This is a genomic window from Okeania sp. SIO2F4 (assembly GCF_010672385.1).
Lineage (GTDB): Bacteria > Cyanobacteriota > Cyanobacteriia > Cyanobacteriales > Microcoleaceae > Trichodesmium.
On sequence record NZ_JAAHGT010000095.1, the window covers coordinates 1 to 16,901 of the forward strand.

A 16,901-nucleotide genomic window follows, 5' to 3' on the forward strand; every position below is an offset into this window, starting at 1 on the left:
GAAAAAGGTACGAAAAATGATTTTTTGACGAACTTTTACAACTCTAACTGATGCTAAATAAAAGGCAAGTTTATTTTCTGGAGATGTCTATTGAAAGTAATGGGGTTTGAGTAGCAACTGTGCAGAAAATAACACTAAGGCTGTATCTATTTACGGTATTCCTGTATATGTAGTGATAAAATTGTGGTCAGGCGATCGCTTCATTGTAATAGACTTGTCGCTTTATAACTAAAAAAAACTGGCAAACCCAACTCAAGTAATAATTTTAGCTATTCCCAATTTCAAACTTCTGGAATTACTGCTGTGTCTTATACCAATTCACTTTAAAGATGTCACAAATAGTTTCAAACTTTAAATGTCAAATAATTACCTCAAACTGTTGTCTTGTAAAAGTTTTTAGCTTATCCAATCTAACTTCTGAATTCAAAATTCAGAATTCATAATTCCGTGAAATGGTATTAATTTGAGCGATTTTTTCCATCTATTTAGCGACAAGTCTAATTTGACACTTTGGTCAAAGGATCATGTTACAGTCAATACTTCTTTGACCCAACGAATCGCACCCAACCCAACCTACAAATATTACCGAATATTACCGAAAAATTATTTTTTTAATCAAACCAACCTTATTTTTATAAGGAGCATATCGGACTCTTAAATCAAACCATAATCCCTTGTTCAAAACACTTTTATAGTGAGAAAAAGTATCAAAACTAGCCTTCCCATGATAACTACCCATACCACTATTTCCCACTCCTCCAAACGGTAAAGATGGTACTCCAAATTGCATCGCCGTATCATTAATACAAACATTCCCAGAAGAGGTTGCTCTTAAAACCTGTTCTTGTTTCTGTTTATTTCGAGAAAAAAAGTAAAGAGATAAAGGTTTAGGACGAGAATTAACCAGAGAGATCGCCTCATCTAAATTTTCATATTCTAAAACAGGCAAAATAGGTCCGAAAATTTCCTCCTGCATAATTGCAGAATCCAAATTAACTTCTTCAATAACTGTAGGTGAAATATAACGTTCTTCTGACTTAGTTTCACCACCAATAACAATTTTTCCATGTTTCAGTAAATCGCTCAATCTATTAAATTGCTTTTCATTAATAATCCGACCATAATCCTGACTTTCCAAAGGATTTTCACCATAAAATTCCTCAATAGACTGTTTAATTTTCTCCAATAGCTGGGATTTAACTGACTTATCTACCAATAAATAATCAGGAGCTACACAAGTTTGACCAGCATTAATAAACTTTCCCCAAGTAATACGTTTTGCTGTATATTCTAACTGAATATCATCATCAACAATACAAGGACTTTTTCCACCTAATTCCAAAGTTACAGGAGTAAGATTTTTAGCAGCAGCTTCCATCACTATTTTGCCTACCCTTGTTCCTCCAGTAAATAAAATATAGTCAAACTTTTCTGCTAATAACTGTTGACTTACTTCCACTCCACCCGTCACAACAGAAATATAATTAGACTCAAAAGTATTAGCAATTAAATCTGCAACAACCTCAGATGTATTAACAGCTATTTCCGAAGGTTTAATAATCGCACAATTTCCCGCTGCAATAGCACCTAACAAAGGAGATATTACTAATTGAAAAGGATAATTCCAAGCACCAATAATTAAAACTACTCCTAAAGGTTCAGGATAAATTTTAGCTCCGGCGGGAAACTGCTCAATAGGAGTAGAAACTCTTCTAGGTTTTGCCCAAGATTTTAGCTTTTTAATGGCATCATTTATTTCCGTAAAAAAACTCAGTTCAAAATATGCTTCAAACTTTGGTCTATTCAAATCTGCTTTAACAGCAGCAGCTATTTTTTCTTGATAATTTGAAACTGCCTGTTTTAACTTTTTCAGTTGTTCTATTCTAAAGTCAACATTTTGAGTTTTTCCTGTAGCAAAAAAGTGACGTTGTTTATTTAATATATTGGCGATAGATGATTGTTCTAAAAGCATAGTTTTTATCATAAATGTGAAATTAATGGATAAGTAAATTAATTTTTAATTGATAATTAAAGAAATAAGATTTCTGAACTTAGTTCAATCCTCTCTTTTTTAACCATAGGTAATTAAGGCTTGCTGATTAAATATAAAAGCATTTACATTCTAATGGTTTGAGAAACTTTAGGTCTCGAAAAAGTACCAGCTTTTGTGTTAATAAAGCTGAAAAATTAAGCATTTTGGAGTAACGCGAGGCAGAAAATTTAAGTGGCTATGATGAACTACTACCTCTTGTACAATCTTGTACAGCTCCCTGCCAGGGTTATTTCATTCTCAAAAGTGCATTTTTTTGCATTGACAAGAATCCGTAGTTTCAGCTTTGCTAAATCTGAACTTCTGATGGCTAAAAGCTAGTAAATTCATTGCCTATATCTAGAATGAAATAGCCCTGACTCCCTACTCTCTACTCCCTACCTCAACAAAAAGACTTTTTCAGCAAACCCTAATTAATAATTGCTAATTAGAGATATGGCAGCCGTATTTTATTCGTGTCATAAATCTTGCAACCTAAGCTATTTACGATTGCTATAATTTTCATTATTAATTATTAATTATTAATTATTCATTATTCATTATTCCACCTGACTAATACGACGGAGATTCAAAATATCACTCATATTTTTAATCTGAGTACAACTCCGTTCAAATTGTTGACGATCGCTGACTTCAATACATAGATTAATAATTGCAGGAGAACCAGGATTTGTTTTAACCTGAGCATTTTTCACATTAACATTATTATCCATCAAACGAGATAAAATATCTTTCAGCACACCGACTCTATCTAGAACTTCAATACAGATATTAACTGGATAAGTTTTAGGTCGTCCCTGATTTTCATTAGCAGTATTCCAACTAACAGGAACCAACCTTTCTCCAGGTACACTTTCCACATTAGAACAACCTTGACGATGAATAGAAATACCATTCATACGAGTTACAGAACCAATAATAGACTCACCTGGAATAGGATTACAACAACCTGCTAAATGATACATTAACCCCTCTACTCCAGCAATCGGATGAGAATTATTAGGAGATAAAGTTTGAGTAGGTTTGTGTAAATATTTTTCTGAACAAATATCTGAATTCTGCTCAACTTGTGTTACTTCTCTAGATGCATCTCGTAATCTATTAACTACTAAATTTAAAGTTATTTCACCATGACCCAAACCTGCTAATAAATCATCAACATTATGATAATTCAATCTTTCAGAAACAATTCGCATTTGCTCTGATTTGAGTAAAGATTCAAAACCTTTTTTACCCAATTCTTTTTCTAATAATTCTCGACCTCTAGCTAAATTTTCTTCTCTATGAAAGCGTTTAAACCACTGACGAATTCTATTTTTCGCTCCACCAGTAACAACAAAATTTAGCCAATCTAAACTAGGATGACCATTTTTCTGAGTCAAAATTTCGACTATATCACCATTTTTTAAAGGAGTATCTAAAGGTACTATTCGTTCATTTACTTTAGCACCTGTACAATGATTTCCTACTTCTGTATGGATGCGATAAGCAAAATCTATTGGTGTCGAACCATGTTTTAGAGAAATCACATCACCTTTTGGTGTAAATACATAAACATCTTCAGAGAATAAATCACCTTTAATAGTCTCCAAATATTCCCGATCATCTTTCAGGTCACTTTGCCATTCTAATAACTGTCGTAGCCAAGTAAATTTTTCATCTTCAGTTGTAATATTAGTATTAGTATTGCTATAACCTGTTTCTTTATACTTCCAATGAGCAGCTATTCCATACTCAGCAATATGGTGCATTTCCACAGTTCTAATTTGCACCTCTACTGGGCGACCTGTAGTACCTATTACTCCTGTATGTAATGATTGATAACGATTAGGTTTTGGCAGACCAATATAATCTTTAAATCTTCCAGGAATAGGGCGATAAGAGTCGTGAACAATGGCTAAAGTTCGATAACAATCCTCATTTTTTTCTACAATTATTCTCAGTCCAGAAATGTCATATACTTGGTGAAATTCTTTTTGTTTGAAGTACATCTTTCGATAGATGCCATAAAGATGTTTAGGGCGACCACTAATGTCGTAACATTCTATTCCTACTTGGTCTAATTTTCGTCGTAAATTTTCTGTCATTTCTAACAATCTAGCTTCCCTGTCTGCTCTTTTATCTGCTACCAATTCCTGTATTTCTCGATAAGCATTTGGTTCAATATATTTAAAAGATAAATCTTCTAATTCCCATTTAATTCGACCAATTCCCAAACGGTTTGCTAGTGGTGCAAATATTTCCCGTGTTTCTAACGCTTTACTCAATTGTTTATGAGGAGGTAAATGTTGGAGAGTTCTCATGTTATGTAATCTGTCTGCCAACTTCACAACAATGACTCTAATATCCTTTGCCATTGCCAAAAACATTCGGCGAAAATTTTCAGCTTGTAGCTCTGTTTTGCTGGAAAAATTAAACTTAGAAAGCTTAGTTACACCTTCTACTAATAAAGCTACTTCCGAACCAAATTTTTGTTCTATTTCTTCAATACTTACGTCAGTATCTTCAACAATATCATGTAGAAAACCTGCAGAAATCATCGCACTATCACCGCCTAGATATTTTAATAATCCTGCCACAGCTACAGGATGACAAATATAAGGTTCTCCTGATTTCCGATATTGCCCTTCATGTAACTTGTATGCAAATTCAAATGCTTGACAAATTAATGCTGTATCTACTGAACAGCTTAAATTATCACTCTTATTTCTGTTATCTAGACATTCTTGCAACCAATCAGGAATTATGCATGAAATTTGAGGTTTAGGTGTCAGGGTTTTAGTATTCATAGGAATTAGTTTAGAGTTAAGGAGTATTAGCTTTTTAGCAAAAATTGGTAAAATATGAAATAGTTATATAGTAGTTTGTTGTAGTAATAGTAGATGAAATTTTTACTCTACTATTACTACAATAATTAAAATTCACTACTATAAGTTATATTTCTGTATTTTTCTAGCAGTAATTGTAAATTTATATTCTATTAGAAAGTAATATATAACAGATTATATATTTATAATTCCAGTTTTTATAAAGATTATCTGTGATTTTTTATACTTTTATTTTTCTCTCAAGATTCTGGAAAACTATAATTATCAAACTATATATTTAGATCTTATTATTATAATCAATTTATGTTATTCAATCAGGGTTAGTTGACCCCGACATCTAAAATATAACTTAAAAATTGAAGACTTAATTATTTTTCCATATAGTGAAATTATGACTATCAAAAAAATAACAACAATCTTTATAATAAGATTCAATATTATTGGGAATTAAATCCCAATTAATTTTATACACTGGGTGTGACGGTGGGGTTTAATTCCTGATCTCTCATGCATAGTGCTCTTGAAAAATCTGCAACATCACACCTAATACTATGCCATCGAAAACGTAAGTTTCCCGAAAAATCAAAGCATAGCAACGATAAAATTAGGATTGAGGATTAAACAAAATACATAACTTAGAAGGAAAACCCTAAATAAGTTAAAGCTCAATATGTCTAAATTATGTAAGTAATAAAATTCTCATTTCTTAGTCTCTCTAGGGTGATATTAAGTTATAGATAGATTAATTAAGCGTCTGTGGTTGCACTTAAGCTAATAACTTCTGAACCTAAAATCCTAGATTGTTATACCAATTCACTTATAATAATGTCACAAATAATTTCACACCACACTAATTATGTAAAATTATTGCCTGAAATTATTCTCAGTGAAATTTTTCAGCCAATACTATCTGATTTTTCGACTTTTAACTTTTGACTTTTGACTTTTGACTTCAGTGAAACAATATTACTTTGTATGTTAATAATATATACAAATTTCGATTTATTTACATTAATGTTGCCAAAGGAGCATAATCAGCAATATCAAAAACTCAGTCAACTTCTGAATCAGTTGCAAAAAAATGTGGTGGAAAGAGAGCTAGCAAAAATATTGGCCACAAATCAAGAAGTCCAACAATTATTCGAGACTCAGATTATTAATTTAGATAACTCAGGACTAGACCAACCTATAGCATCCCAGGTACAGTCTTATTTGACGGAGATTCATAAGCAATTTAGGCTCTTGAATGTAGATGTTAGCTTTTTACAAGCATCTCGAAACCCTCAAACAACACAAACACGGTTGGCCAATATCAGCGATCGCCTAGAAATTCTCAAAGGTTATTGTTTGAGTATACTTGGTCAACCCACATCAAAACAGAATCAGGAAGAAACAGGATGAAAAGCCCCAAATGCGATGTAGAGTTAGAAGATGCCATTTTAAATGATATTATCCCGGTAAAATATTGTCCTATATCTAAAGGTTTTTGGATTTCAGCAAAAGAGTATGAAGCCTGGTTAGCCAGTTTACCTTCATGGTATGCTCCTGAAGAAACCTTGCCCTACTACAATCAATTTGAAGATTTTGTACCCTCCCCTTTTGATGGTAAAGCAGGATTATGTCCAGAGTGCGGTACTTATTTGTCACGAGCTAGAATAAATATTAAAAATCCTTTCTATATAGAACGTTGTATGAGTTGTGGAGGTATCTGGTTTGATAGTGGGGAAGAATGGAAAATTTTAGAAGAACTTGGTCTTCACACTAAAATTCACGAAATTTTTTCAAGTCAATGGCAAGCAAAAGTGCGTCAGCATCAACAAGAAATGATTAATCGCGAGACTGTCATTGATAAATTAGGAGAAGAAATAGCTGAGTGTGTTTTTCAATTAACAGAAATATTGGAAAATCATCCCCAAGCAGACTGTGCTGCTACTTATATGTTACGCAGATTTGAAAAGAAAAGTAAGGAACTTAATGGCAAATTTAGCATGGGTAGTAAAAGTTCATAATTTTTAGTTGTTAATTAGATTTTTTGACTTCTTTAAAGATGCTTATGTCTTACCTCTCCTAATATTTAGAATCAAAAAAAATTTGGTCTGGTATCAATTATTAATCTATTGACTTTGAGTGAATATTTAACACCTTAAATTAATTTAACTTTTACTCAATTACAACTTGCTCAAAAACACCAGGATTTTCAACGGGAAAATAAAATAATTAATCAAATAGCTTATTATTACTTAAAGCAAATATCGCAATTGCAGTAATAAATGAATTCCTAACTGAATAGAGAAAATTTAGGAGTAGTCTATTCTGAAAAACATGGAAAATATTATTGGGCAGTAAATAATGTTTCTCTACTGAATAGAGAAAATCTAGGAGTAGTCTATTCTGAAAAACATGGAAAATATTATTGGGCAGTAAATAATGTTTCTCTAGTAGTGGAACTTGATAAAAATCATGGTAAGCATTCAGACGTCAACTAGCCATTAACCATTAATTCATTGCCTTGAGAAATAGATACTCAAAGTTAATATTTTTTAGTTGCTATTTAGATTTTTTTTCCCTGTTAAAGATGCTTATTTCTCACTTATTCTATATTATTTAGGCTCAAAAAATAAATTTTGTGGATCTCAAGCAAGTAGTTATGACAAAATGAAAATAATTGAAGAAAAAAGAAGGAAGAAGAAACAATTGGATGGGGATAGCCTTTGGCAAGTCGCTCCGCGTCTTATAATCCTAAGCAATTTTAGACATCGTTTAGACTGTGGGGTATTAAACCAATAATGGAATTGATAATTATAAAAAATCTTCTTTTATAAGGTTTTTCAGATTATAAAAATACAACTAATCATAAAAAATAGTTTTTTTTAGGATTAAATTACTTGACGAAGTTCCGACCTAGGAGGCTAACTGTTAAGGAAGTTTCTCCGGCAGGAGGCTAACTGAAATGACCTGATAAGAACTTGAAGAATTATTAGCTAAGAGGAAATTTTTCGGCGTTGCACAATCAGGCAATAATGAAATATAAAAGTAGATATTTTTGGATAATTCTTTCCTCAATACTATGTACAGTTGAAAATCTAAGCAGGTAAACAGAATTAATTACACAAATATTTTGCTGAAATTGCCATTCAGTAAGGATCGAATTTGTAAATAATTTTGTTTAGGTGTTTATTATCCTTTAATGTACAATCCCTAAATTATTGTAAGCATTCAGCCGTCAGCTATCAGCCCTCAGCGTTCGGAGTTTATTGCATTTGGAGGAAGAATTAGGATTCAGGTTGAGCGAGAATTAAAAGTCTGGGTAAAAGCGGACATCATCAGCTAATTTTAGCTGTAATTGTTCATTTTTATTGCTGTTAGCGTTAGCGTTAGCGCAGCTCCTCTGCAAGAGGCAGCTCCTCTGCAAGAGGCAGCTCCTCTGAAAGAGGCTAGCTGACCGCTAATAGCTGAATACTTACAAATTATTAATTTATCAACTGTTATATCATGTCCGCTTATAGCGGTTTTCACAAAGGTAGACTACAGTAAAAATTCTATATATACCTAAAGTTTAATAAATTGCAGAAATAGTTGTATTCTATGTTAATGAAAACTGCTATAATTAGTGATAAAAAACTTTTTCCTCGTAATACCCTATTTTTTCCTCCTCTTCTCCCTCCTAACTCCTTACTCCTGAGGACTCCCTAATTATTTATAACTGTTTATCCGGACATGATATTACTGAATATTTCACATCTAAAATCAAGTTAACTTGTGCTCAATCAAAACTTACTCAAAAACAACGGTTTTTTCACCTGGAAAAGAATTACTAAAATGTAAGCACTTAGGTATTCGGCTTCAAGTTTTCCCTGCGGAATGCTACGCAAATAGCTTTTCTTGGTTCAATAATGGATAATGGATAATGGATAATTACCTCTCCCTAAAACGGATTGGATTGAATAAAAGGAAAATTTTTTCTTGTTTCTCCTTGCTCATGAGAGGCTTTAAACCTTAATTATTCGGTAATAATTCTGTACCAAGTAATTAATGAGGAATATTAGCTAGTATGCTTTAAGAGTAACTTTTAATTTTCGCTCAATCTTTCAACTCTGATTCTTTCTTCAAAAAGAATAAGTTAATGGCTGACAACTAATAACTGATGGCTAAATGTTTACACTAAAATAACAAACTATTTATCAAACAAACTATCCCTAATTAAAATAATAAATGAATCCCTTACTTAATATAGAAAATCTACGAGTAGCTTATCCCGAAAAACATGGAAAATTTCATTGGGCAGTAAATAATGTATCCCTAAAACTTCAACCTGGTGAAAAATTAGGATTAGTGGGAGAATCTGGATGTGGTAAATCTACCCTCGGACGTGCTGCTATGAGATTATTGCCCAAGTCAGTACAAGTTGAGGGGTCTGTTACCTTTGGGGAAAAATCTGTGTTTGGGATGAACCCCTCTCAACTCAGAAAATTTCGTGGTGAAGCAGTAGCATTAGTTTTTCAAGACCCTATGACTCGCCTCGATCCATTAATGACTATTGGGGATCATTGCATAGAAACTATTGAAGCACACCAACCCTATCTATCTAAATCTCAGGCAGAAAAAAAATCTATAGAAACTCTCGAAACTGTTAATATTCCTGCTAGTCGTTGGTCTCAATATCCCCATGAATTTAGTGGGGGAATGCGACAAAGGGTGGCGATCGCTTTAGCACTTTTACTTGACCCGAAATTAATAGTAGCTGACGAACCTACTACAAGTTTGGATGTAACAATAGCATCTCAAATTTTGCAGGAGCTAACTAGACTTTGCCAAGAACGTCAGACTTCTTTATTATTAATTTCTCACGATTTGGCAATGGTGGGAGAATATTGTGACAGTATTGCTGTGATGTATGGGGGTGAAATAGTAGAAAAAGGTGAAATTAAACAAATTCTCCATCATCCCCAACATGAATATACCAAATCTCTATTTGCAGCAGCTTTACATATTCAAGTAGTTGAATCTACTCCTCCTCAAATTAAACCAGAAAAATCTGAGGAAATAGAGGAAATAAAAGTTGCTAAAACAGTTAAACCTATTTTGCAAATCAAAGATTTAGTTAAACATTACACCTTAGAAAGTAATTTTATAGAGCAGTTATTATTTTCTGGAAAAAGCAAACTTATTAAAGCAGTTGATGAAGTAAACTTAGACCTTTATTCAGGAGAAATATTAGGATTAGTCGGAGAATCTGGTTGTGGTAAAAGTACCTTATCTCGGACTATTTTACAATTAATTAAACCTACTTCTGGCTCAGTGGAATTTCAAGGTCTAGACTTAACTACTCTCTCCCACTCTGCTTTACAACCATACCGTCGAGAAATGCAAATGATATTTCAAGACCCCCTCGCTTGTCTCAACCCAATGATGACTGTCAACCAGATAATAGCAGACCCCCTATTTATCCATAACTTGGCTAGCACAGAGGAAGCAAAAATTCAAGTTGAGGAAATGTTGGAAAAAGTAGGTTTGACTCCAGTCGCAGAATATGGTAATCGATATCCTTCTGAATTATCTGGAGGGCAACAACAAAGAGTTGCTATTGCCAGAGCATTAATTACTAATCCAAAACTGGTTATTTGTGATGAACCTGTAAGTATGTTAGACGCTACTATTCAAACTCAAGTTTTGGAATTGATGTTGGAATTGAAGCAAGAATTGAATTTAACCTATTTATTTATTACCCATGACTTGTGGGTAGCTAGATTTATTTGTGACAGAATTGCTGTTATGAATAGTGGGAAAATTGTTGAGGAAGGGAAAACAGAAGAACTATTTAATTATCCTCAACATCCTTATACTCAGATATTGTTAAATGCAGCGCCACTATTATCAAGTGTTTAATACTGTCAAAGCTAGGTTTTGATCAATAAAATTTTATCTTCTTTTTCGGGTTTAGCTCACACTGTTAATTATGATTCTTGTACTGATAATTTATGAATTTATTCTACTGGCTTATTCTTTAACAATCAGAACTTAATTGTGAAGTTTAATGGCTGCACAAAATAATGAAAAAAAATCCCAACAAATTGGAATTCAAAATCAACCTGGGTCTACAAATTATGGCACACAGATTGGTATTCAAAATAATTTTGTTATCAATCTCAAGAATTATGTAAACATAAAAAAAAATCCTAATTGTCCCTACAGCAAATCTATTTTTCTTCCAGAGGATGCTGAATATTTCTTCGGTAGAGATGAATTTGTAAAAAAACTTCTTTCAGCTATTGAAACAAATAATTTTATTTCAGTTTTAGGTGAATTAAAAAGTGGTAAGTCCTCAGTGATTCTAGCAGGATTAGTTCCAAAATTATACAAAGCAAAAAATTGGCTATTTACATTTTTTCGTCCTCAAGAAGATCCTTTTTATAACCTTGCTCAAGCTTTAGTTCCACTATATATTCCACAAGATAATAAAAAAGAATTAAAGACTGAAGCCAAAAAACTCAAAAATTCACTGAAAAACAACATCACTTTATTATCTGAGATTATTAATAAAATACAGCAAAAAAATCCAGATAAACGTATTTTAATTATTGCAGATCAATTTGAGCAACTCTACAACACTTCTAATAAATATAAAACCCGATACAAATTTATTAATGCTCTCTTACAAACATTTCAAAGTGCCACTAACAAATCCCCTTTATCAACAATATTAGTGACTATAATACGAACAAATTCTTCAGGAAATATTGAGTTTGATCCACCCTTACCAGATGCCTTGAAAAAACATAGCATTACGTTAGAACAAATGACAGGAGACCAATTAAGGGAAGTAATAGAAAAACCAACTCGCAATTTCGGAGTTAGTGTTAAAAAAAGATTGGTTGAACGGCTGATTGAAGATGCCATTAAACAACAAAAACAACAAAAGCGTCTAGCTGTATTAGCATTTGCCCTAGTTGAATTATGGAAAAAACAAAAAAATAAAGAACTCACATATAAAGCTTACCAAGAAATTACTGAAAATGCAGATATAGTCGAGGTTTACGAGAGAGAGCAAAAAAAGCGTGCAGAACAAAATAGTTTAACGAAAAAAACTAGCAAAAATAATATAATTAATGAAGCGCCAATAATATATAGAATTGTGATTCTATTATTTTTGTTTTTTGTGGGAATGCCTGTGATTTTAGAATTATTTCCAGTTATTTTCGATAGTCCAGTTAGGATTATGTGCAAGCTCAAAGATAAGTGCTAAACCTGGAGATAGTTTTCATATAAATATGTCTTTTCATGGGTTTAATTGATTGACTTTAAATATAATTTTTTATATAAAGAAGATACTGTTGTAGGATAAACAATTTTTGCTGGATTCACGACGATTCTTTATTAGTAAATACTATTCCAGACTTTTTGTGTAATTGCTTATAGGTAAAGATAAAAACACAAACTTATTTAAATGAGTTAAACTAGAAATTAGTCAACAATTTATTAACACAAGGAGATTGAATCATGTCAAATACTCCAATTACTAAAATTGGTATCCAGAACCAATCAGGTGCTATTAATAAAGGTTCTCAGATTGGTGAACAAAACATTGGTCAACAAAACAATTATAACTCTGTACAGCCTGAAGTAAATGAGACTCAAGCTTTAGAGGTGACAGAACAAAAGTCAATAATCAAGAAGCTACCTGCACCATTCCGCTATATGCTTAGTCATATTTCATTTCCAATATCTCTCAATGAAGTTTTTCATGGCTTAGGGCAATTTTTTAAATGACTTTCCAAGAAAGTAATCTAATTATTAGTAGAACTCATAAAGTTTGCTGTTTTTCTAGAGCTTATTTCTAGGATAATTTTTGTCAAGCAAATCATTAATTTACGAATAGTTGACACAGTAAATACTTTAGAAATAATTTGACTGGTCAAATATTACGATAACCAACATCATAAACTAAATCTGTCTGCTCCATACTAATACTCCATCTGGAAAACCTTAAGTGTTAGTATGGGGCATATACTTTGTAATTTAAAACCTATTTTGTTACCCAAAAATTAAGTAGATTCTTTGCTCCTAATTTCAGGTAAAATTTAACAAAACCGTTGCCTAACACAGAGAACCCAAATCGGGAGACCTAGTTTTTCATTTTATTGCAAAACTCAGCTTCTGAATCTTAAACTAATCAAGAGGAGTTTTACTCAATGGATGCTTTAGAGTTTGTAAGTTTATAGACAAATATTCATCTATGTATCAACTCACTTTTCCAGGTGTTACCCTGAATGGAACTACTCCTAATCCCTCTATTCCATCAGCATAAGCATTTGGAACTGCAATTCGAGCGTATGTTGTAACTACCGTTGAGGTCAGCATTAATCAACAAGCCATTTTTCGATTTATATAATCCTCTTTTTATTCTTTGACCACTAAATTTATGTTTTACTCCCTTTTGATAATTGGGGATATTATCAAGATCAAGAAAGCTAGCTTTTGATGTATAACTTTCTTCGTTGATAATTACTTTTATGCCTACTAATTCAGCTTTATACGTCAATTGTTCTATAAATTTATGATAAGGAATTTGCACAAAATTTTGGTTATTTCTTTTCCCTAAATTAATCTCTTGTTTCCATTTTTGATTATTTCCTATTACTAAAGTTCCTATCTGGTTTTCTCGAAGAGTATTAATTATTATTCTACTTGCTTGGTGTAAATATGTCTCTACTTTCAAATTACGTTTTATCGTTAATTTATTGATTTTATTTGAGTGACAACGTTCTTCTGCTTGTTTTTGTAATTTACTCTGTAGTTCTCCTTTCTTTTTATTATAAAACTGGTTGATTGATTTTAAAGGTTTACCATTTACTATAAATGGTTGAAATCCCTTCACATTTGAGGAAATTGTTGCTAAATTTGATAACCCTAAGTCGATTGCTGCTACTCGATTATTATCTATCGGTTTTCCTGATTCAACCTCATAAACTGCCTCGAATATATAATAACTATTACGAGGTACTAATCTAATTTCATTGACTTTTCCTTGAATTTTTGTTGGGATTGATATATTTGTTCCTGAAGGTTCTAAGAATCCCTTCTTTCAACCTCTTTTACTAATCGCTTGAGCTGGATAAATCGTCACACACCGACCTTTTAGCTTATCTTTATATCTTGGTAAATTTGGTTTTCCCAGATATTTATGAGGGTTTTCTGAGTAGTCTTTGAGGGAGGCAAAAAACGAACTCCAGCACCTATCTACTAATCTAATTATTTGACAACTTACTTTTCTAGGTATTGCTTTATAGTCAACAGACTCTTTAATTAAATGATAAGTTTGAGCTGAGTTTAAATACTTCTGGTTGAAGATAAATTCTTGTCTAACAATATAATTAACTGCATTAAATAAATTCTTTGATAAAAAGCATAACTTATCGATTTCTTTATAGTTACAATGGTGTTTGCTAATTATATGTTTTTCAATCAGTTTCAGCATGGCAACTCCTGAGTCCTGTTTCTGTGCTTTTATTTGTCGCCCTAGATCGTCTATACATTCTTACACTAAGAGAAATAGAATGTATTCTTAAGTATGAATATAAGAACATAATTGTCCGTAAATGTCTATATTTTTATTGAAATTAAATAATACCTTAAGACCTTAATGTTAACAGCAAAAGCGATGGGTTATGATTCCTGCCCGATGATTGGTTTTGAGATTGAAAAAGTAGCAGAATTAATTAATTTACCTAAAGATTATGTAATGGGTCCTATGGTAGCCATTGGCAAAAAAGTTAAAGATCCTTGGCCAAAGCCCGGACAATTACCATTGAGTGATTTAGTGATTGAAAATAAATTCTAAAAGTAAATTAACCAATTCCATTACTCTATACTAGATTCCTCAGCCCCACACTAAAAACTTAAGTTCTAGTGTGGGGCGTATACTTTGTAATGTAGCCTCAAAAAATACTGAACATGATTAACGCTAACTTTCTCACAGAAACAGACCCTTTAGTAGCCGAACTAATTCAAAAAGAATACGGACGGCAACAAGACCACCTAGAATTAATTGCCAGTGAAAACTTTACCTCACCAGCAGTAATGGCTGCCCAAGGTTCTGTACTCACCAACAAATATGCCGAAGGTCTCCCAGGTAAACGGTACTACGGCGGCTGTGAATTTATAGACGAAATCGAACAAATAGCCATAGACCGTGCCAAACAATTATTTGGAGCTGCCCATGCCAATGTACAACCTCATGCTGGAGCACAGGCTAACCTTGCTGTATTCCTCACTTTGTTACAACCAGGGGATACCATCATGGGAATGGACTTATCCCACGGCGGACATTTGACCCACGGTTCCCCAGTCAACATTTCTGGTAAATGGTTCAAAGTTCATCATTATGGTGTAAGTCAAAAAACAGAAGCTATAGATTATGACCAAGTTCTCGAACTGGCAAAAGAACATAAACCCAAACTTCTGATTTGTGGATATTCCGCTTATTCTCAGATAATTGATTTTGAAAAATTCCGGGCGATCGCCGATGAAGTAGGAGCTTATTTATTAGCAGACATTGCTCATATTGCTGGTTTAGTAGCAACAGGTCATCATCCTAACCCAGTTCCTCACTGTGACGTGGTAACAACTACCACCCACAAAACTTTAAGGGGGCCACGAGGCGGTTTAATCCTTACCCGCGACCCAGAATTAGGGAAAAAACTAGACAAATCAGTATTTCCCGGAACTCAAGGTGGTCCTTTAGAACACGTTATTGCAGGCAAAGCAGTCGCATTTGGAGAAGCTTTAAAACCAGAATTTAAGACTTATTCCGGCCAAGTTATAGAAAATGCTGCTGCCTTAGCAACCCAACTGCAAAAACGCGGATTAAAAATAGTTTCTGGTGGTACGGAAAATCACGTTATGTTAGTGGATCTAAGATCAGTAAGTATGACAGGTAAAAAAGCAGATAAGTTGATGAGTGGGGTTAATATTACTGCTAATAAAAATACTGTACCTTTTGACCCAGAGTCTCCTTTTGTTACCAGTGGTCTCCGACTGGGTTCTCCTGCAATGACAAGTCGAGGGCTGAAAGTTGCTGAATTTACAGAAATAGGCGATATTATTGCTGAACGATTGCTAAATCCAGAAGATGAAGAGGTAGCTCAAAAGTGTCGAGAGAGGGTAGCATCATTATGCAATGGTTTTCCTCTTTATCCTCATCTCATGGCTAAAGTTCCCAGTCTCGTCTAAAGAAGTTTGGATTTTCGGTAAATCCTAAATTGGGGATTAATTCTAGATCAAAAACTGGATAATACATAATTAGCTAATTAAAAGGCTAAATTTCACCCCAAGGTTGTATATTTAATTAGGAATTAGTAGAGACATTCTATATAATGTCTCTACTAAATGGAGCTAACCTATTGATAAAAGTCAAATATTAAATATAGGGTAGCACTATAGTTTTAAATAATTACATTTTAGTATAAGCGCCCAACTCTTACAAAAAAACATTTTAATTTTCTAAAATTATAACCTATTGATAGTGGCAAAATACCCTGATGATGCTAGACCAACTTAATAATTTATTATTAACTCTTAACCCTCCATTATTTCAGATACCTAATTATCTGTACCATTTAATTACCTTAGTTATTTCGACTTTACTTGTACTTTTAATTACACCAATAATCAAAAAAATTGGTCTCACAATTGGACTTGTAGATCATCCCGGCGGTCGTAAAATTCATAAACAACCAATGGTACGTTTGGGAGGAGTTTCTATTTTTATTAGTAGTCTAATTGCTCTTTTAATTGTTTGGTGGTTGGGAGGATTTATAGATACTAATGGTAATATTTTGCCGCCAGAAAAAGAGTTTGAAATCTGGGGAGTAACAGTCGGCGGTTTAGCTTTTTTTATGATTGGTTTAGCAGATGACTTGTTTGGTTTATCAGCACTATTCAGGTTATTTATGCAAGTAATTGCTGCTAGTATGGCCTGGATAGTTGGAGTACATATAGAGTTTCTAACTATTCCTTTTTATGGA

Annotated in this window: 11 protein-coding genes and 1 pseudogene; 8 read left to right on the forward strand and 4 right to left on the reverse strand. The window is 32.9% G+C overall.

All coding sequences use genetic code 11. The annotated features are described in order from the left end of the window. Window positions 1–592: 592 nt before the first annotated feature. Window positions 593–1,972, reverse strand: coding sequence for an aldehyde dehydrogenase (locus F6K22_RS08820; RefSeq protein WP_293095990.1), 1,380 nt, complete (start codon window positions 1,970–1,972; stop codon window positions 593–595). Window positions 1,973–2,589: 617 nt separating this feature from the next. Next, the gene (locus F6K22_RS08825; RefSeq protein WP_293095993.1) at window positions 2,590–4,839 is read right to left on the reverse strand and encodes a RelA/SpoT family protein; all 2,250 of its coding nucleotides are present in this window, start codon (window positions 4,837–4,839) and stop codon (window positions 2,590–2,592) included. A gap of 1,014 nt (window positions 4,840–5,853) precedes the next feature. Here F6K22_RS08825 and patD point away from each other — a divergent pair. From patD to F6K22_RS08850, 5 genes are all read left to right on the forward strand, one after another. Next, entirely contained in the window at window positions 5,854–6,279 is a 426-nt protein-coding gene (patD, locus tag F6K22_RS08830; RefSeq protein WP_293095996.1) for a heterocyst frequency control protein PatD, read from the forward strand. Further along, entirely contained in the window at window positions 6,276–6,887 is a 612-nt protein-coding gene (locus F6K22_RS08835; protein ID WP_293095999.1) for a zf-TFIIB domain-containing protein, read from the forward strand. Before patD ends, F6K22_RS08835 begins: the two co-directional genes overlap by 4 nt. Window positions 6,888–9,090: 2,203 nt before the next feature. Then, the gene (locus F6K22_RS08840; protein WP_293096002.1) at window positions 9,091–10,764 is read left to right on the forward strand and encodes a dipeptide ABC transporter ATP-binding protein; all 1,674 of its coding nucleotides are present in this window, start codon (window positions 9,091–9,093) and stop codon (window positions 10,762–10,764) included. A gap of 148 nt (window positions 10,765–10,912) precedes the next feature. Further along, window positions 10,913–12,121, forward strand: a complete 1,209-nt coding sequence (locus F6K22_RS08845) for an nSTAND1 domain-containing NTPase (protein ID WP_293096005.1) — start codon at window positions 10,913–10,915, stop codon at window positions 12,119–12,121. Between the two features lie 254 nt (window positions 12,122–12,375). Further along, window positions 12,376–12,645: a hypothetical protein gene (locus F6K22_RS08850; protein WP_293096007.1), complete on the forward strand. Its 270-nt coding sequence runs from the start codon at window positions 12,376–12,378 to the stop codon at window positions 12,643–12,645. A gap of 529 nt (window positions 12,646–13,174) precedes the next feature. Here the strand turns inward: F6K22_RS08850 and F6K22_RS08855 are convergent. Next, window positions 13,175–13,927, reverse strand: a complete 753-nt coding sequence (locus tag F6K22_RS08855; RefSeq protein ID WP_363273158.1) for an RNA-guided endonuclease InsQ/TnpB family protein — start codon at window positions 13,925–13,927, stop codon at window positions 13,175–13,177. A 33-nt stretch (window positions 13,928–13,960) separates the two neighbouring features. Then, window positions 13,961–14,353 (reverse strand): transposase, encoded by a 393-nt coding sequence (locus F6K22_RS08860; protein ID WP_293096010.1) that lies wholly within the window; start codon window positions 14,351–14,353, stop codon window positions 13,961–13,963. 165 nt (window positions 14,354–14,518) lie between these two features. On the opposite strand from F6K22_RS08860, the gene F6K22_RS08865 reads away from it, so the two are divergent. The 3 genes and pseudogenes from F6K22_RS08865 to F6K22_RS08875 form a co-directional block, all read left to right on the forward strand. Continuing rightward, complete coding sequence (locus F6K22_RS08865) at window positions 14,519–14,716, forward strand: nitroreductase family protein (protein ID WP_293096012.1); 198 nt, start codon at window positions 14,519–14,521, stop codon at window positions 14,714–14,716. Between the two features lie 113 nt (window positions 14,717–14,829). Next, the gene (glyA, locus tag F6K22_RS08870; RefSeq protein WP_375340143.1) at window positions 14,830–16,107 is read left to right on the forward strand and encodes a serine hydroxymethyltransferase; all 1,278 of its coding nucleotides are present in this window, start codon (window positions 14,830–14,832) and stop codon (window positions 16,105–16,107) included. A 365-nt stretch (window positions 16,108–16,472) separates the two neighbouring features. Next, window positions 16,473–16,901, forward strand: a pseudogene (locus F6K22_RS08875) (undecaprenyl/decaprenyl-phosphate alpha-N-acetylglucosaminyl 1-phosphate transferase); the annotation flags it as partial.